General features: G+C 70.2%; 14 protein-coding genes. 2 read left to right on the forward strand and 12 right to left on the reverse strand.

From position 1 onward, the window contains the following. Positions 1-40: 40 nt before the first annotated feature. Positions 41-1,411, forward strand: coding sequence for a bifunctional UDP-N-acetylglucosamine diphosphorylase/glucosamine-1-phosphate N-acetyltransferase GlmU (glmU, locus tag ACEZHJ_RS08730; protein WP_163143168.1), 1,371 nt, complete (start codon positions 41-43; stop codon positions 1,409-1,411). 66 nt (positions 1,412-1,477) lie between these two features. After that, complete coding sequence (gene glmS / locus ACEZHJ_RS08735) at positions 1,478-3,310, forward strand: SIS domain-containing protein (protein ID WP_375036438.1); 1,833 nt, start codon at positions 1,478-1,480, stop codon at positions 3,308-3,310. A gap of 193 nt (positions 3,311-3,503) precedes the next feature. On the opposite strand, the gene ACEZHJ_RS08740 is transcribed toward glmS, so the two are convergent. The 12 genes from ACEZHJ_RS08740 to ACEZHJ_RS08795 all read right to left on the reverse strand — a co-directional run bounded on the left by ACEZHJ_RS08740 (position 3,504) and on the right by ACEZHJ_RS08795 (position 18,036). Then, positions 3,504-4,295 carry a DUF2182 domain-containing protein gene (locus ACEZHJ_RS08740; protein ID WP_163142989.1) on the reverse strand — a complete coding sequence of 264 codons (792 nt, stop codon included), beginning with the start codon at positions 4,293-4,295 and terminating at the stop codon, positions 3,504-3,506. 35 nt (positions 4,296-4,330) lie between these two features. Further along, a complete protein-coding gene (locus ACEZHJ_RS08745; protein ID WP_375036439.1) occupies positions 4,331-4,945 on the reverse strand; it encodes a DUF1326 domain-containing protein in 615 nt (204 codons plus the stop codon). Between the two features lie 467 nt (positions 4,946-5,412). Continuing rightward, positions 5,413-7,533 carry an FUSC family protein gene (locus tag ACEZHJ_RS08750; RefSeq protein ID WP_375036440.1) on the reverse strand — a complete coding sequence of 707 codons (2,121 nt, stop codon included), beginning with the start codon at positions 7,531-7,533 and terminating at the stop codon, positions 5,413-5,415. Positions 7,534-7,751: 218 nt separating this feature from the next. Beyond that, positions 7,752-8,714 carry an MBL fold metallo-hydrolase gene (locus tag ACEZHJ_RS08755; RefSeq protein ID WP_375036441.1) on the reverse strand — a complete coding sequence of 321 codons (963 nt, stop codon included), beginning with the start codon at positions 8,712-8,714 and terminating at the stop codon, positions 7,752-7,754. 144 nt (positions 8,715-8,858) lie between these two features. Continuing rightward, complete coding sequence (locus tag ACEZHJ_RS08760) at positions 8,859-10,253, reverse strand: SLC13 family permease (RefSeq protein ID WP_163142759.1); 1,395 nt, start codon at positions 10,251-10,253, stop codon at positions 8,859-8,861. 476 nt (positions 10,254-10,729) lie between these two features. After that, positions 10,730-11,728, reverse strand: a complete 999-nt coding sequence (locus ACEZHJ_RS08765; protein ID WP_375036442.1) for an ABC transporter permease — start codon at positions 11,726-11,728, stop codon at positions 10,730-10,732. 5 nt (positions 11,729-11,733) lie between these two features. Then, positions 11,734-13,251 (reverse strand): sugar ABC transporter ATP-binding protein, encoded by a 1,518-nt coding sequence (locus ACEZHJ_RS08770; protein WP_375036443.1) that lies wholly within the window; start codon positions 13,249-13,251, stop codon positions 11,734-11,736. Between the two features lie 88 nt (positions 13,252-13,339). Continuing rightward, positions 13,340-14,458 carry a TMAO reductase system periplasmic protein TorT gene (gene torT, locus ACEZHJ_RS08775; protein ID WP_018717477.1) on the reverse strand — a complete coding sequence of 373 codons (1,119 nt, stop codon included), beginning with the start codon at positions 14,456-14,458 and terminating at the stop codon, positions 13,340-13,342. A 25-nt stretch (positions 14,459-14,483) separates the two neighbouring features. Continuing rightward, a complete protein-coding gene (locus ACEZHJ_RS08780) occupies positions 14,484-14,729 on the reverse strand; it encodes an acetyl-CoA carboxylase (protein ID WP_018717478.1) in 246 nt (81 codons plus the stop codon). A gap of 48 nt (positions 14,730-14,777) precedes the next feature. Then, positions 14,778-15,761, reverse strand: coding sequence for a biotin-dependent carboxyltransferase family protein (locus ACEZHJ_RS08785; protein ID WP_018717479.1), 984 nt, complete (start codon positions 15,759-15,761; stop codon positions 14,778-14,780). Between the two features lie 13 nt (positions 15,762-15,774). Then, positions 15,775-16,644 carry an allophanate hydrolase subunit 1 gene (locus ACEZHJ_RS08790; RefSeq protein WP_018717480.1) on the reverse strand — a complete coding sequence of 290 codons (870 nt, stop codon included), beginning with the start codon at positions 16,642-16,644 and terminating at the stop codon, positions 15,775-15,777. A gap of 21 nt (positions 16,645-16,665) precedes the next feature. After that, entirely contained in the window at positions 16,666-18,036 is a 1,371-nt protein-coding gene (locus ACEZHJ_RS08795) for an acetyl/propionyl/methylcrotonyl-CoA carboxylase subunit alpha (protein ID WP_163139699.1), read from the reverse strand. Between the last annotated feature and the right edge of the window lie 7 nt (positions 18,037-18,043).

Consider the following 18,043-nt stretch of genomic DNA (forward strand, 5'->3'; position numbering starts at 1 on the left):
GGGTGCCGCGCGTTTTTCGTTGTGCGGGAGGGACGAGACGATGACCGCGCCGCTGTCGATTGTGATCCTCGCCGCGGGGGCTGGTACCCGCATGCGTTCCGCGTTGCCCAAGGTGCTCCACCCGGTCGCCGGTCGGCCGATGCTGGCCCGCGTCATCGATGCCGCCGCCGCGCTGGGCCCGGACGATATCCACATCATCTACGGCCACGGCGGCGAGCGCGTGCGTAACGCCCTCGCGGATGCCGACGTGCGCTGGGTGGAGCAGGCGGAACGCCTCGGCACCGGGCACGCCGTGGGCCAGGCGATACCGGATATCGACGACCGCCACCGCGTCCTGGTGCTGTGCGGGGACACGCCGCTGATCACCGCGGCCACCCTGCAGCGGCTCTGCGAGACCGCCGGCGAGGGCGCGGCGTTGCTCACCGCCCACCCGGTGGACCCGGCCGGCTACGGGCGCATCCTCCGCGATGCGGACGGCGCCGTCGCCGGCATCGTCGAGGAGAAGGACGCCGACGCCGCCCAGCGGGCCATCGGCGAGGTGAATACCGGCGTGATGTGTCTGCCTGCCGGGCATCTGCGCGGCTGGCTCGACCGCCTCACCGCCGACAATGCCCAGGGCGAGTACTATCTCACCGACGTCATCGCCCTCGCCCGCGCCGACGGTGTGCCCGTCGCGGGGGTCGCCACCGCCGACGAAGGCGAGGTGCTGGGCGTGAACAGCCGCGCCCAGCTCGCCACGGTGGAGCGGCTGTGGCAGCGCCGCGAGGCCGACCGCCTGATGGCCGGGGGCGTCACCCTCCTCGACCCGGCGCGCTTCGATGTGCGCGGCGAGCTGCAGTGCGGGCAGGACGTCACCATCGACGTGAACTGCCAGTTCATCGGCGAGGTGAGCCTGGGCAACGGCACGGTCATAGGCCCCAACTGCACCATCACCGACAGCCAAATCGGCGAGGGCGTGAAGATCGCGGCGAACAGCGTGATCGAGGGCGCGGTGATCGCCGGTTCCGCCCATGTCGGCCCGTTCGCCCGCCTTCGTCCGGGCACGGTGCTGGCCCGGGGGGCGAAGGTCGGCAACTTCGTCGAGACGAAGAACGCCGGGGTCGGCGAGGGCGCCAAGATCAACCACCTGTCGTATGTTGGCGACGCCGAGGTCGGGGCCGACGCCAACATCGGCGCCGGCACCATCACGTGCAACTACGACGGCGCCAACAAGCACCGCACGGTCATCGGCGAGGATGCCTTCATCGGCTCGAACACGGCGCTGGTCGCCCCGGTGCGCATCGGTCGCGGCGCGACTATTGGCGCCGGCTCCGTGATCCGCGACGATGCACCCGAGGACAGCCTCACGCTCACCGGGATTCCCCAGAAGAGCGTGCCGGGCTGGCGCCGGCCGCGGCGGGACGACGACTAGCGCCGCGCCGGCCACTGTGCCACTTCACCGCGGGAGCCCGCGGCCACGGTCGAGGATCAGCAGCGCATGTGTGGAATCGTAGGAGCGGTCGCCGAGCGTGACGTCACCCCCATCCTGATTGAGGGCCTGCGGCGGCTGGAGTACCGCGGCTACGATTCCGCCGGGCTTGCCGTGGTCGACGCCGGCGGGGCGCTCCTGCGTCACCGGGTGGTGGGCAAGGTCGCGGCGCTGGATCAGCGCCAGGCGGCCGAGCCCATCAACGGCACCCTGGGCATCGCCCACACCCGCTGGGCCACCCACGGCGCGCCTACCGAGGCCAACGCCCATCCCCACGCCTCCTGCGGCCGAATCGCCCTGGTGCACAACGGCATCATCGAGAACCACGAGTCCATGCGCCGGGCGCTGACCGAGCAGGGCTACACGTTCGGCTCGGAGACGGATACCGAGGTGGTGGTCAACGCCGTGCACGCCGCCACCGCCCGCGGCGAGGACCTCCTCGGCGCGGTGCGCACCGCCGTGCGCACCCTGGACGGCGCCTACGCCCTGGGCGTGATCGACGCCGACGAGCCGGACCGCCTGATCGCCGCGCGCCAGGGCAGCCCGCTGGTGATCGGCGTCGGCATCGGCGAGCACTTCATCGCCTCGGACGTGGCCGCGCTGCTGCCCGTCACCCAGCAGTTCATCTTCCTCGAGGAGGGCGACGTCGCCGTGCTCACCCGTGAGGCGGTAACCGTCTACGACCGCGACGGCCGCCAGGTCCAGCGCCCGGTGCGCACCTCCGAGCTCTCCGCGGAGGCCGTGGAGCGCGGCAACTACCGCCACTTCATGGCCAAGGAGATCCACGAGCAGCCCCGCGCCATCGGCGACACCCTGGAGGGCCGACTGACCGCCGAGCGGTTGCTGGTCGAGTCCCTGGGGCCGGAGGCCGGGCCGGTGCTCGCCGACGTCGAGCGCGTGCAGATCGTCGCCTGCGGCACGAGCTACCATGCCGGGCTGGTGGCGCGGTACTGGTTCGAGAGCATCGCCGGCATCCCCTGCGAGGTGGAGGTCGCCAGCGAGTTCCGCTACCGCCGCCACGTGGTCGCGCCGGGGACGCTGTTCCTTACCATCTCCCAGTCCGGCGAGACCGCCGACACCCTTGCGGCGCTGCGCGAGGCGCGCAACCTCGGCTACATGGCGTCGCTGGCGATCTGCAACGTCCCCGAGAGCTCGCTGGTGCGCGAGTCCGACCTCGTGCTCATGACCCACGCGGGCCCGGAGATCGGCGTCGCCTCCACCAAGGCCTTCACCACCCAGCTCACCGCCCTCGCGCTGACCGTCATTGCCGCCGGCCGCCGCCATGGCCTCGACGCGGCCGCGGAGGCCGAGATGGTCGCCTCGCTGCGCCGGCTGCCGGGGCAGGTGGAGTCCGCCCTGGCGCTGGAGCCCGAGATCCGGCGCATCGCCGAGCAGTTCATCGACAAGCGTCACAGCCTCTTCCTCGGCCGCGGCGAGCACTACCCGATCGCCCTCGAGGGCGCGCTCAAGCTCAAGGAGATCTCCTACATCCACGCCGAGGCCTACCCCGCCGGCGAGCTCAAGCACGGGCCGCTGGCACTGGTGGACGGCGAGATGCCGGTGGTCACCATCGCCCCCAACGACAGCCTTGTGGAGAAGCTGAAGTCCAACCTCCAGGAGGTCCGCGCCCGCGGCGGGCGGCTGTTCGTGTTCGCCGACGCCGCCGCCGCGCCCGAGCGCAGCGACGGCTGCGAGGTCATCACGCTGCCGGCCACCGACACCATCACCGCGCCGGTGGTCTACACGGTGCCGCTGCAGCTCCTCGCCTACCACGTCGCCGTGCTCAAGGGCACGGACGTCGACCAACCCCGCAACCTGGCGAAGTCGGTGACCGTCGAGTAGGTACCGGGTCGGCATGATCCGATGGCGTAACGCCGCCGGCTATGAAGCCGGTCCGAGATGGGCGCCCCGGATAGGCCGGGGCGCGCGATCTGGCCACGGGCCACGCCGGAACAAATGGGCGGGGGCCACGACATGGGCTGAATTCACGTGGCGGCACGGGTCCGGACTGGATTTGGCTTCCCTGTCCCGGGCCTCACCCCTGACCGAGCATCAGTCCCGCCCCGACGACCACCAGTGCCACGCCGGCCAGCCGCCCGGCGAGCCGCCCGTGGCGGGCCAGCTTTTCGACGAATACGAAGGCGGCGATCAGCGCTACCCAGAGCAGGTTCATGACCCCCGCCGTGAAGAGCAACAGCATCAGTGCCCAGCAGCAGCCCAGGCAGATCGCCCCATGCTCCGCGCCCATGCGGAATGCGCCGGCGACGCCGGGACGCCAGTGGAAGAGAAAGAACTGCAGGGGGGAACGGCAATTGCGCAGGCAGGCGTCCTTAACCGGAAGCCACTGGTAGACACCGGCAATCACCAACAGGCTGCCGCTAAAGGCAGCGCTGGCCGATGCCATCGCCGGGGTCAGCAGCCACAAGGCTTGCAGCAGTCCGTGTAGGAGCGTGGCCGCCAGGCTGAACGCCGTCCACACCGCCAGATAGCCGGCAGTGAACACCCACGTTACGGGCAGGACCGGGCCGCCCGCCCTGTCCTTGCGGGCCATGGACGAGTAGAGCAGTATGGCCGGTGTGGCGCTGGGCAGCATCATGCCGACCATCATCACCGACCACATGATGAAGGTGAGCAGGAATATCCCGGCCGACCAAGGGGGCCGGGCGGCCATATCGGCCATCGCCATGCCGCCATCGGCGGACATGGATGCCATCCGGCCTGCGTCGATCCAGAGATAGACCCACGCCAGCAGGCTGACGCCCGCGAGTCCGGCGACCGCGGTCAACTGACCGTGTCGCCGGTTCACGGCATCAACGCCGCCGGTCATCTGACCACCCTGCTCGCGTTCTGCGACCGGGCCCCTCAGGCCGCCCAGCTGAACGGTGCGAAGTGGCCGTTCCGCGTGCCGCTGGTGTCGTCCCAATCCACCCCGAAGGCATGGAAATGGCTCACCCGGGCATTGGCGAGGGCCAGGCGCGGGGTGACGGGGTGAGCGGTGTTTTCCAGGTAGATCGGCTCGCCCTCCTTCGAGGCGCTCGGTACGCCGACCGCGGACTGCTCGACGAGCTCACCGGCGGAGACCTTCCACGCCATGCCCTCGTTCTCGAAGCTGATCGGGCGCCGCTCGATGCCCGCGTTCTCGCTGATCAGTGGTGTGATCGCCGCCAGGGGCCCGCCAAACCTGCCGGATGTGATGTCCGCGATGGCCCGGGCCTGGCGCTCGTCGGCCCGCTCGTCCACGATCAGGCCCACCTTGATGCCGCCGTCGGCCATCGGCCCCGGGGAGTGCATCAAGATGATGAAGCTCAGTCCGTCGAGAGACACGCCGTCCTTCTCCCCGTTGCCGATCCGCATGGCAACGGCCGCCTTGCAATCGCCTTCGGTAGGCCTCGCGGTGAGATTGGAGCCGATGCAGGGACAAATGAAGTCGCAGTTGCAGGTCTCCATGTACTGCCCGTCGATATGCCAGCCCGCCATGTTCGCTACCTCCAAGAGGCAGAGCGCGCGATCAAGTCGATCGCCCGGCCACCCCTGGTCCGTCCATCCACACGAAAAATGCGCTGCGTCGGGAATACGCCGCGTTTGGCGAGAACCGCATCGAGCGCCCACGGAACAGGCCTTATCCAATGCCCCGATTATAGTCGACGGTGGCAGAACGTCCGGGCAGCCGGTAAAGCAAATGAATGAACGGTCCAGCGCGGTCGCGCCAGCGGAGATTCAGGAGATGAACGCGCTGGGTGACGTGCCGCGGGCGGAGAACCTGTAAGGCAATGACCTGGGGGTGAAATACGCCCCAAGGGGTGCCTTGCGATGTCAGATGGCCGGGACGGCCGCTTTCCGCCCGAATTCGCGTTTCCGGGAAGGAGCAGAGACCCTCGTGACCATGTTTGACATTCCGGCATTGCCGGTCGAAGGGGTTCACTGATCCTGGCGGGGCCAGGTCTTCAGCCGTCTTCCACGTTCCGATCGCCCTCCTCCAGCCAGGCGCCCGCCAGCGCGCGGGCGAGCAGTCCGGAGATGACGGCCAGGGCGACGCTCGGGTGTTCATCCTCCTGCACGGCGAGCCGACGGCGCGGGTCCTCGGGCAGCTCGACGTGGCCGCGGGCGTGCGGAGTGAGGAAGAACTGCTGCTCGGTGCGGCGGGTGCGCTCGATCTGGCGGGCGACCTCGCCGGCCAGGCGGTCGATGCGGGCGCCGTTCTCCGGATCGGCGGCGTCGCTCCGTGACACCCCGCGGGCGAGCGCCCTCGCCCAGTGGGTGCAGCCGGCGAGCAGGAGCAGCTTCTCGCGAACCTCGCCGAACCGGCGCACCACGGTCCAGGGACCGCTGAGCGGGCGGGCGGCGCCGGCGAGGTCGGCGTAGCGGCGGTCCAGTGTGCGCGAGAGCGCGAGCAGGTCCGCCTCCCGCTGGCGGCCGTGGGCGCGTTCCCGCGCGACCCCGACCAGCTCGTCGAGGGCGTTCAGGTAGGCGTCCAGCGCCGACGCCACCTGCGTTCGCGCCCGCCGCGGGAAGATCAGGAACGCCGCGAACACCCCGGATGCCGCGCCGATGACGGTCTCCTCCAGCCGCACGACCAGCAGGTGCGGGCTGAACATGCCCATCAGCCCGTAGAGCAGGGCGATCGCGATGGTGATGAAGAAGATCATCAGCCCGTAGGAGGTCTGCAGGAAGTAGAAGGCGAGGAAGAACAGCACCAGGATGCCGCCGATCGAGGCGGCGACGTTGCCGTGCACGAGTGTCGCGACCACGGTGCCGGCGATGATGCCGCCGAACGTCCCCGCAGAGCGGCTGAACGCGCGCATGGCGGTGTCGGCGCGGGACTGGGTGTTGTTGAAGACGATGAACGCCGCGATCGCCGCCCAGTACCAGCGCGAGGAGGACAGCAGCAGCCCGCCGTAGATGGCGAGCCCGGAGGCGACGGTGACCTGGATCGGCACGTGCAGCGATGCCGGCACGAGCCCGCCCGCGGGCGGCGCGTCCGTCGACCCGCCGGTACTGTCGGCCTCCTCCGGCAGCGGCGTGGTGAAGGCCGGATGCGGCCGCTGCTCGAGGGTGGCCGCCAGCCGCTCCCGCGCCCGGTGGGCCCGTACGAGGACCTGCTGGACGGCGGTCTCGTTGTCCTCCGGGGCGTCACGCAACGCGCTGACCGCGCGCCGGATAGCCGGTTCGTCGGCATACAGCACCGCGCGGACCAGCGATACCGGCGGCAGGGCACGGAAGCTCGCGGCGACCAGCCGCTCCACCGCGAGCTGCAGGTCGAATACCGCCAGGGCGAGGTCCGACGCCGGCCCGCTGCCCGCGAGCGCACCGCCCCGGCCCTGGGGGATGAAGCCCTCTGCCATGAGTACGATGTCCCGCAGCCGGGCGAGATGGCGCTGCAGCTCCCGGCGCCGCGCGTCCGTGGGCGCGTCGTCACGGGCGGCATCGCGCAGCTCGCGCAGGATGAGGTTCATCCGGCGGTCGATGGTGACAGTGGCCCGGCGGAAGTCCCGCTCGGGGTCGCCGGGGAGGGCGACGGTGCACACGATCTGCGTCACCACCAGCGCCACCGTGGCCGCCAGCGCCACGCCGCCGCCATCGGCCAGCGTGGGGTGGAGGTAGTCGCCGATGAAGTAGGCCATGAAGGCCACCATCCCCACCATGAACCAGCGTGGTCCGAAGCGCCGGATGTAGACGGCGGCGAATATCACCGCGAGGAAGACGAGCTCGGCCACCGGTGTCGGCGACAGTGCGCCCGCGCCGATGACCACGCCCACGGCGGTGACGCCCGCCGCCGCGCGGCTCTTTGCCTGGGCCACCGGTGAACGATCGCGCACCGCGAGGGTGCCGAGGAAGGTGAGGATCATGGCGATGCCGTAGCCGGCGAACGGCAGCGGCGCCAGCTCCGCGGTCACGGCGGCCAGCACCACGCCGGTGATCATCATCGACAGGATCGCCCGGGAGGCCAGCCGCAGCCGGGAGAACGCCGGGTCCGAGGCGGCGACGCGGTCGCGCACGCGGGCCAGCAGCCGTCGTCGCCGATCGACGGTGAGCGGACCCGTCGAGGTCCGGCCGAGTTCGCTCATCCGGTTGCCTGCATGGGCGTATGCACGTCTCTCCCCCGTTTGCCGGTCCGGGCCCGGAATGGCCGGCCCCGGCCCCTGACGGGCACTCTACCGTCGGGACCGCCGGTCCGTGTAGGGCTTCCGTGCCGGTGCCGGCGATCGCCGGAGCGGGGCGGGAAATGGTGAAAACGGCCCGCCGGCGCGTGCCGGCGGGCCTCGGGAACACCCTGCGGGTGCGTTCAGTCCGGCGAGTAGTTAACGGGGAACCACTCGTAGCCCTGCCCGTCCGCGCGGATGTGGCCGATGCCCGGGAACGGCAGGTGCGCGCCGGCCACCAGCACGCCGGTCTCCGCGGCCTTTTCGTAGGCCGCCTCGCGGCTCGCGATGGCCTGTTCCGGGTCGGAGTCGAAGTCGATCGCCACCTCCGGGTGGTCGAACTGCACCGCGGCGGCGTGCATCAGATCCCCCCACAGCACCATCGCCTCGCCATCGCTCTCCAGGCGGTAGGTGGTGTGGCCCGGCGTGTGGCCGGGGGCGGGCTGGGCGTGGATCCCGGGGGCCAGCTCGGTGCCGTCGTCGAACGGCTCGAAGGCGTCCGCCTCCCGGTACGGCTTGAGCGAGGCCATGGCGCCCTTGAACATGCCCTTCCGGCCTTCCGGGGCCTTTTCCATGTTCGCCGGGTCGAGCCAGTACGCGCTGTCGTCCCGGTCCGCGCGCACCACGGCGTTCGGGAATACCCGCTCGCCGTCTTGGGTGAGGCCACCGAGGTGGTCCGGGTGCATGTGCGTCAGGTAGACCTCGTCCACCTGTTCCGGGCGGTAGCCCGCCGCCTCCAGGCTGTGCACCAGGTTACCGAGGGTTGGCCCGAACAGGCTGCCGGCCCCGGTGTCCACCAGCACCAGCTCGTCGCCGGTGTTGATCAGGTAGCCGTTCACCGAGGTCTCCGTCGGTGCACTGAGGAAATGCGCCTTCAGGGCCGCCCGGACCTCGTCCGCCGGGGCATGGAGCAGCTTGTCCATCGGCAGCTCGACGGTGCCGTCGGACAGGGCGGTGACCTGGAAGGCGCCCACCTGTACGTGGTAGTACCCCGGATTGCGGGTGTCCGGTGTCGGCGCTGCGGCGGATGCCGCCTGGGTGAAGGCCAGCGGAATGATGGCGGCCAGGGCGAACGCCGTGATCCGCAAGCGATAGCCATGTCTCATGACAGCCCTCCTGATCGTCTCGAATGGTTGTGTTGCGCAGGGCCGAGGTTAGCGCCCCCGGGAAACCGGCCTCCGGAAATTCTGCGTTTCGTGCACGGCCACGTGGCCGTGGGGGGCATCGCTGACAGTGTAGCCGGTGGGGCGCTACAGCCAGCCGAGCAGCGACCACCACAGGTAGGTCAGCGGCAGCAGCACCACCACCGTGATCGCAGCCATCGTCAGCGTCAGGCGGGTCGCCTTGCCGACGGGCTCGCCCGCGAGCAGACAGCCCGCCATCAGGGGTGGGACCTGGTAGGGCAGCAGCATTGTCGAGAAACCGACCACCTGGGTCATCAGCACGGTGTCCAGCGGCAGCCCGGAGGCGTGTGCGATGTCCCCCGCCAGCGGCGTCACCACTGCCACGAGGCCTGCCGCCGTGGTGAACGGGGCGATGGCGATGAAGCCGAGGGCGAGGACGATGAAGCTTTGCAGCGGGTTACCGGGGTCCAGGGGCAGCAGCGGCAGGAGGGCCTCCGCGGCGATGCGCCCGGCGCCGGAGTGGGCGAGGAGCCCGCCGAGGCCGAGGACGCCGGCGAGGTAGAAGAGGATCTCGTAGTTCACCCGGCCGTTGAGCGTGTCCTTCGGCGTGAGCCCGGCCCCCGGTACCAGGCAGACCAGTCCCGCGGTGAGGGCCACCCACGCCGCCGACACGCCGTGCAGCCAGTCCGTCGCCCAGAGTGCCACCGCCGCGGCCAGGATCAGGCCGACGGCCCGTTCCGGCCGGGACAGTGGTGCCTCGGCCACGGCGTCCCTGACGGACTCGCTGCGTGGCCGAGGCCGGTCCGGGAAGAGCAGCAGGATCGCCGCCACCAGCAGCGCCGCGCGCCCCAGCCCGAGCACCGGGAAGTGCAGGAGCAGGTACTCGCCGTAGGTGAACGCCACGCCGTGGACGTGCTCGGCGAGGCCCATGAGGACGACGTTCGGCACGTTCGCGGTGAGGATCGAGAAGGCGGGCTGGTTGCTCCCCAGGATCACTGCCAGGACCATGCCGGTTCGCCCGCGCGTGCCGGGGGCGAACCCGAAGCGCTCGGCGACCTCCGTGGTGAGGGGCACGAGCAGCATGACCCGGGCCATGGACGACGGGATCACGAACGACAGCGCCACGGCGATCCCCACCAGCCCGCCGATGATGAGCCCGTAGCCGCCGTGCAGGCGCTCGCCCACCCGCCGTGCCAGGCGGGTTCCCAGACCGGTGTGGTGCACGGCGATGCCGAGGATCAGCCCGCCGAAAACCAGCCAGAAGGCCTTGGCCTCGAAGCCGCTGAACACGACGGAGGCAGGCGCGGCGTCGAGCAGCATCGCCAGGGCGAAGAACGCCAGGCTTGCCAGGCCGGCGGGCACCGCCGAACTCGCCCACAGCCCGATGGCGAAGAGCGCCAGCCCCGCGGCCACCGCCGCCTCGCGGGGCAGCCACACCGGTCCCGCGAGCACCAGTCCGGCGGCCAGAACGGTGGTGACGAGCGCGGCGATCGTCGGCGGTCTCGGCGAAAACGGTGTCATTGGGCCCTTCCCGGTTCGGATGTGTCGCGGGGGCGCTGCCGCGCCCGGAACGCGTGATGGTACCGCGATCGCACCCCGGTGCCGGGGATGCCATTGCCCCGCCGCGCCGGAACGGCCGGGCGTCATCCCGGACAACGGGGTCGTCGCACCTCGCCCGGAAAGGATCGCGGACGGTGAGCAGGGACGGTCGTGGCGCCGTCAGCCATGGGCTGGTTCAGGGCCGCGATCACACCGGCATCGGGGGAATGTTGCACGCCTGCGGCGCACAACCTACGCGAGGCCCGGCGAGTCTGCGGTAGGTCGGGCACGGCCGTCAGGCCGTGTGCGACAGCCGTGGGGGCCGTTGCATCCAGTGCGGGCGTCGCTCCCACTGCTGTGTGAAAAATGCAGGGAAAGACCCTCGGGGGAGAGGCTTTGCCTTCGGCACCCGGGCCGGGACCGGCCCGGGTGCCGTTGCCGTTACCGCACCCGGGGCGTCACCCCTTGTGCCAGTAGTGGTCCACGATAACCGCGAAGACCAGCAGGGCGCCGGTGATGATCATCTGCAGGTAGGAGCTCACGCCCACCAGGTCCAGGCCGTTCTGCAGCAGCACCAGGAAGATCGCGCCGAGGATGGCGCCCCACAGCGAGCCCTGGCCGCCACGCAGGGAGATGCCGCCGAGCACCGCCGCGGCGATGGACTGCAGCGCGAACGTCCCGCCCAGGTTGGGTTCGCCGGAGCCCACGCGGGCGGTGAGCATGACGCCGGCGATGCCCACCAGTACGCCCGCCGAGAGGTAGGCGAGGAACAGCGCGCGTTTCACCGGCACCCCGGCGATGTGGGCCGAGACGGGGTTGCCGCCGACGGCGTACCAGTTGCGCCCGAGACGGTGCCAGTACAGGGCGATGTAGGCGACACCGACCACCAGCAGAACCACCAGCCACGGCACCGGGACGCCGGCGAGATCCCCGGTGTAGAGGGTCTCCTTGAACAGCTGCGGCAGGTTGAAGATCGGCACACCGCCGGTGATGATCAGCGCCAGGCCGCTGACCACCGAGGCCATGCCCAGGGTGACGATCAGCGGTGAGACCCGGAACTGGGATATCAGCACCCCGTTGGCGGCGCCCACCGAGGCCCCGGTGAGCATGCCGGCACCGGTGGCAAGCACGATCCCGCCCGCGCCGGGTACGGCGACGATCACCGAGCTGGTGGTGATGCTGGTCAGCGCCAGCGCCGCGCCCACCGAGAGGTCGAAGCCGCCGGTGATCATGACGATGGCCTGGGCGATGACGACCAGGGTGAAGTACACCGACTGGGTGGCGATGGTCGACATGTTGCGGCCGCTGAGGAAGTGATCGGAGGCCACCGAGAAGTAGATGGCCATGATCACGAACAGCGGCAGCAGCGCCCCGGTCTTGGTGAAGATGATCCGTGCGGCGTCGAGCACGGCATTGCCGCCCCCGTCGCCGGTCTCGCGCCCGCGTGTCTCTGCCATGGTGTTCATACTGCCTCTCTGCTGTCCTGGGATCCGAAGTAGGCGCTGACCAGCTGCTCCTCGTCCGCCTCGCCCTGGGTGAACTCCCGGGACATCCGCCCCTGGCTGATGGCGATGATGCGGTGGCACACGGTCAGCAGCTCGCGTGTGTCGGTGGAGATGACGATCACCGCCGCGCCGGCCTCGGCGAGCTCGCGGGTGACGGCGTAGATGTCCGCCTTGGAGCCGACGTCGACGCCCTGGGTGGGCTCCTCGAGGATGAACAGCCGCGGCTCGGTGAGCATGCCGCGGGCGAACAGCACCTTCTGCTGGTTGCCCCCCGAGAGCAGCTTGATGGGCTGGGCCGCGGAGGGGGTGCTCACGCGCAGGCGCTGCACGTAGTCCGCCACGGTGCGGCGCTCGTTGAGGCGGTGGAGGAAACCCATCCGGCCGAGCGCGTCCAGCGAGGAGAGGGTCGCGTTCTCCGAGACCGGGCGCACGTCGACGATGCCCTCGGCCTGGCGGTCGCCGGGCAGGTAGAAGATGCCCTGGCGCGCCAGGCGGTGCGGGCGCAGGTCCCGCGGCCGGAACGGGCGGCCGAGCAGCTCGATCTCGCCGCGGGTGACCGGGTGCAGGCCGTACAGGGCCCGGCCGATCTCCTCGACCCCCGAGCCGGCGAGCCCGCCGAGGCCGACCACCTCGCCGGCGCGCACGGCCATGGACAGGCCCTTGAGGCCGCCGGCGGTGTACAGGTCGCTGATGACCAGGCGGTTCTCGCTGCCGATGTGTGCCGGGTCCGGGGCCTCGGAGTCCGCGATCTGGCGGCCGGTCATCAGCCGGATGATCTCGTCGCGCTCCAGCGACGCGGTCGGCCGGGTCTCCACGAAACGCCCGTCGCGCATCACCGTGACCTGGTCGGTGATCTGGTAGAGCTCCTCCAGCCGGTGGGTGATCCAGATCACCCCGCTGCCGGCGTCCTTCAGCGAGGCCACCAGGTCGAAGAGCACCGAGGTCTCGGCGGCGTTCAGTGCCGCAGTGGGCTCGTCGAGGATGATCAGCTTCGGGCGCTCCAGCATCGCCTTGGCGACCTCGACGAGGTACTTCTGGGAGGTGCTGAGCGTGTCCACCCGGGCCGAGGCTGGGATGTGCGCGAAGCCGAGCTCCTCGAGCAGGGTGCGGGCGCGCACGCCCATGTCCCGCCGGCGGATGAAGCCGAGGGCGCCGGCCATCTCGCGGCCGAGGAAGAGGTTGTCCGTGACCGACAGGTTGGGGATCAGGCTGAGGTGCTGGAAGACCACGCGGATGCCGCTCTGGTATGCCTCCTGGGGCGAGCGCGGGTGGTAGTCCTCGCCGAGGAAGCGCATCCGCCCGGTATCCGGCTGCACGGCCCCGCAGATGACGCCGACCAGCGTGGATTTGCCGGCACCGTTCTCGCCCACGAGGGCGTGAACCTCGCCGGCGCGGACCGTCAGGTGGGCGTCCGCCAGCGCGGTCACGCCGGGGAAGCGCTTGCGCACGCCGGAAACGTCGAGAATCGTGTCCATGAGCTGCTGCCGTCTGCGCCCGCTCTCGGGCATGTCGGGGTGGGTGACGGCGGTGAGGGCGGGGACCGGCGGCCCCCGCCCGACCGCGTTACTCCTTCGGCTCGACGGAGAACACCGGGCGCCAGTCGCGGGCGCCCAGCATGTCCTCGTAGTCGTACTGGTCGATGGTCTCCGGGGTCAGCGGCTGGATCTTCGGGCCGGCGCGGAAGGGGAAGTCCTCGCCGGGTTTCTCGCCGTTGAGGATGCGCACCATCGCGTCCACCGCCATGCGGCCCTGCAGCGCGGTGAAGTCCGTCGGCGCCACCGCGACCTCGCCGTTCTTGATCTTCTCGTAGAGCGGCGGGATCAGGAACGTGGAGACGATCTTGGGCTTGTTGTCGCGGTCGCGGAGCACGTCCGGGGCGGCGTCCGCGGCGACGGCGTTGCCGGCGAGGTAGTCGAGGTCCGGGTTGGCGTTCATGACGTTCTCGATGATCGAGGTCTGAACGCTCTTGCCGGTGTCACCCCACTTCACGGTGATGATGTCCACGCGCTCCTCGGCGTCGTGGTCGGCCAGCGCCTGCTTGAAGCCGTCCAGGGTGTCGGGCGCCCAGCCGGATCCCGCCGGGCCCGGCAGGAAGGCGACGCTGACCCGGTCCTTGCCCTCGGAGTCCTTGGCCACGTACTCGCCGGCGACGTAGCCCATGGTGTAGAACGACACCAGGGTCTTGGCCGCGATGGCCGGGGCCTGGATGTCGTTGATCACCTCGATCACCGGGATGTCGGCGCTCAGCGACTTCACCAGCCCGTCCTGGGCGGTGTAGCTGATCGCCGCCAGGATCAGGCCGTCGACGCCGCGGTTGCGCAGGTTCTCGACCTGGGAGATCTGGCCGGTGATGTCCTCGTAGCCCTGGGCGGCGACCAGGTCGATGCCGACGCCTAGCTTGCGGGCCTCGTCGATGATGCCGTAGTTCACGGCGAGCCAGTACGGGTCCTTGAGGTGGGGGAAGGACACGCCGATGCGGTACGGCTTGTCCGGGGTCGGGGCCTTCCACTCCTCGCTCCGGGCCTCGCCGAGCGAGGTGGCGGGCCGGCCCGCCTTCTTGCCGGAGACGTCGTAGTTGCCGTAGTAGGCCTCCACGTCGAAGGCCTGCGCCGTGCTGGCGGCGAGCAGCAGGCCGCCGAACACGGCGGCGGAGCCGGCGCGCATGATCTGTCGTGCGTTCATCGTTGGGTACTCCTGGGCAGTGGCGTCAGTTGGACTCGATGACGACGAGACCCTGGCCCGGGTCCACGTCGCCCTCGTTGTCCACCAGAAAGGACTTCACCGTGCCGGCCACGCCGGCCTTGATCTCGTGGTAGGACTTCATCAGCTCGATGAGCCCCACCGTGTCGTCGGCGGTGACGGTGTCCCCTTCGGCGACGAAGGGCTCGGCCTCCGGGCTGGGGCGGCGGTAGAAGACGCCCGGCAGCTGGGCTTCGACGGTGTGTTCGGCCATTCCTGTCCTCCTTGCGGGACGTGTCGTTCGGGTTGCGGTCGGCGCCGGTCAGGCCGGGCGCAGGGATTCTCTGGAGCAGATACGGGTCATCTCGCGGGCCAGGCGCTGGGCCTCGTCCACGGAGATTGCGCGGAAGCGGATCACCTCGCCGGGCCGGACCTGGCCCAGCTTCCAGAAGCCGCTGGTGGGCACGGTGAAGGGGTTGATGAAACCCCCCATGCTCGGGCCGTCCTTGACCAGGATGATGGGCGTCAGCCCCGCCAGGTTGATGGCCCCGTTGGGGTAGCCCTGATCGATGATGTTGGACGGCTCGGAGCCGTGCTCCGGGCGCTTGTTGATCGCCTTGTCGGCGAAGGTGAGCCGGTCGCCGGGGCCCTCCAGGCGGTAGCCGGTACGGTCCGACTTGGCGGAGAGCTTCCAGTCCGCCTCCAGGAAGGTGCGGACCCCGGCTTCGTCGAGCCAGTCGTCGTTGGGGCCGGCGACGACCTCGATCTCCCAGCGCTTGTCGGAGGGGAGCTCGGGCCGTGCCTCGGGGATCACCACCATGTCCGGCGTGCCGCCGGAGGCGTCGCCGGTGGGGATCTGCTGGCCGGCCTGGATCGCGCGGCCCTCGAAGCCGCCGACCCCGGCCTTGTGGAAGGTCGCGCGGGAGCCGAGCCAGGGCTCGGTGCGGATGGCCCCGGCGACGGCGATGTAGCCGCGGGCGCCGGTCTTCGCGTAGCTCAGCTTCAGCGTCTGGCCGGCCTTTACCGCGTAGCTGCGCCACAGCTCGATGGGCTCGCCGTCGATGTGCGGCTGCATGTCGCCGCCGGTGACCGCGACCACGGTGTCCTCGTGGAAACGCAGCTCCGGGCCGGTGAACTGGCACTCGAGCGCGGCGTCTCCGGGCTCGTTGCCCACCAGCACGTTGGCCAGGCGGAACGACCAGTGGTCCATCGGCCCGGAGGGCGGGAAGCCCTGGTTCCAGTAGCCGACGCGGCCGGGGTAGTCCTGGATGGCCGTCTCCAGCCCGGCGTTCATGACTTCGAACATGTCCTCACCCCCTTCAGAACCGCTGGGTCTCGTCGATACCCGCCACCCACTCCTTGTACTGGGCGACCGAGAACTTCTGGTATTCGACGAGGTTGTACTGGTAGCTGCCGTCGGCGACCTGGGCCTCGACGTGCTCGAACTCCTCGATGGAGCAGGGCACGAAGCGGATGCGGTCGCCGGGGCGGAACAGGCAGATGCTGTTCTCGAACACGGGGAAGCGCTTCTCCGTGTCCCAGATCGGCACGGGGGTGCGGCCGAAGACCTGGTAGCCGCCCGGCAGGTGCTCGGGGTAGATGGCGGTGGACATGCCGCCCATGCCCACCGAGCCCTTGGGCGTCCAGGTGCGCGGCGGGTTGTACTTCGGCGCCACCAGCCGGCAGCGCGGGTCCAGCGGCATGGTGAACGGCAGGCCGGGCCAGAATCCCAGGGAGGCCACCCAGTACTCCGTGCCCGAGTGCACGCGCACGAGCTGGTCCACGCCGGAGAGGCCGTTGAGCTCGGCGACATACTCCGGGTCCGGCGTCTTCTTCGCGATCTTGGCGATGTAGTCCTCGACGCACTCCTTCGTCCACGGGTCCAGGTAGACCGTGGGGAAGTAGAACAGCCGGCTCGGCAGCTCGATGTCGTCGGCGGGCCGCAGGCCCTCGATCAGCGAGGCCATCTCCTTTTTCAGATCGGCGAAGCTGATCAGCTCCGGGTCGTAGTGGATCAGCGTGGACGCGAAGCAGGGTGCGGTCTCCAACACCCCCTTTGTCTTCTGCTCGGCGACGACGTTGGCCAGGTCCTGCCCCCGGAAGTTCAGCTCGAGATTCATCTCGTCGCCGAACTCGATGAGCATGTAGCGGTCGCCGCCCGGCAGGAAGCGGGGTTCCTCATAGATCATTGCGTTCCTCCCCAGCGCTGGTTACTCGGTGTTGAGCAGCTCGGACTCGTAGTCCGCGATGAAAGACGTCAGGGTCTCGCCCCGCCGGAAGGCGTCGGTGCGCAGGACGTTGACCAGGAAAGGCAGGTTCGTTCGGATGCCCTCGATGCGGCTGTTGCGCAGCACCTCCAGTGCCCGCTCGCGGGTCTCGTCGCGGTCCGCACCGCGGACGATGACCTTCGCGATCAGCGGGTCGTAGTAGGGGTGAACCCGGCTGCCGTCGTCGTAGCCGGTGTCCACGCGCACGTGCTCGCCCGCGGGCACGTGCAACGTCTCGATCACGCCGGGCTGGGGCAGGAAGTTGTTGAATGGGTCCTCGGCGTAGAGTCGGAACTCCATGGCGTGGCCCCGGCTCTCGATCCCGGCCTGGCTGAGCCCGGACTCCTTGCCCGCGGCGATGCGGATCTGGTGGGCGACGATGTCCTCGCCGGTGATCATCTCCGTGACCGGGTGCTCCACCTGCACGCGGGTGTTCATCTCCAGGAAGTAGAACTCCCCGGTTTCGTCGTCGAGCACGAACTCCACCGTCCCGGCGCCGTGATAATCCTGGGTCTCGGCGAGGGACACCGCGGCGTGGGTCATGCGCTCCCGTACGGCCGCGTCCACCGCCGGCGAAGGGGCCTCCTCGATGATCTTCTGATAGCGCCGCTGGATGGAGCACTCGCGCTCGAACAGGTGCACCGCCCGGCCGCCGCCGAGCCCGAGCACCTGCACCTCCACGTGGCGGGCACGCGGGACGAACTTCTCCAGGAACACCGCCTCGTCGCCGAAGTTGGACTTCGCGAGCCCCTGGGTGGACTGCACCACCTTGCGCAGGGCGGCGAGATCGTCGACCCGCTGCATGCCGATGCCGCCGCCGCCGGCGGAGGCCTTCACGAGCACGGGCAGGCCGATCCGGCGTGCCTCCGTCTCCAGGTCGTCGAGGTCGTCGCTGGTGAAGCGCCGGCTGCCGGGCAGCACGGGCACGCCGGCCCGCTCGGCGATGTGGCGGGCCCGTGCCTTGTCCCCCATGTCGCGGATGCTGTCCGTGCGCGGGCCGATCCAGGTCATGCCGGCGCCGGTGACCGCATCGGCGAGCCGGGTGCTCTCCGCGAGGAAGCCGTAGCCCGGGTGGACCGCGTCCGCCCCGGTCTCCGACGCCGCCTGCATCAGCCGCTCGATGTTGAGGTAGCTGTGCTGGGCGCGGGCGGGGCCGACCACGCGGTGCTCGTCGGCGAGGCGCACGTGCAGGGCGTCCTCGTCCGCCTCGGAGCAGACCGCGACGCTGGCGATGCCCAGCGAGCGGCAGCTGCGCGCGATGCGGCAGGCGATCTCGCCACGGTTGGCGATCAGGACCTTGCTGATATCTGCCATCGTCACT

It is taken from the genome of Arhodomonas sp. KWT2, assembly GCF_041949875.1.
Classification (GTDB): Bacteria; Pseudomonadota; Gammaproteobacteria; order Nitrococcales; family Nitrococcaceae; genus Arhodomonas; species Arhodomonas aquaeolei.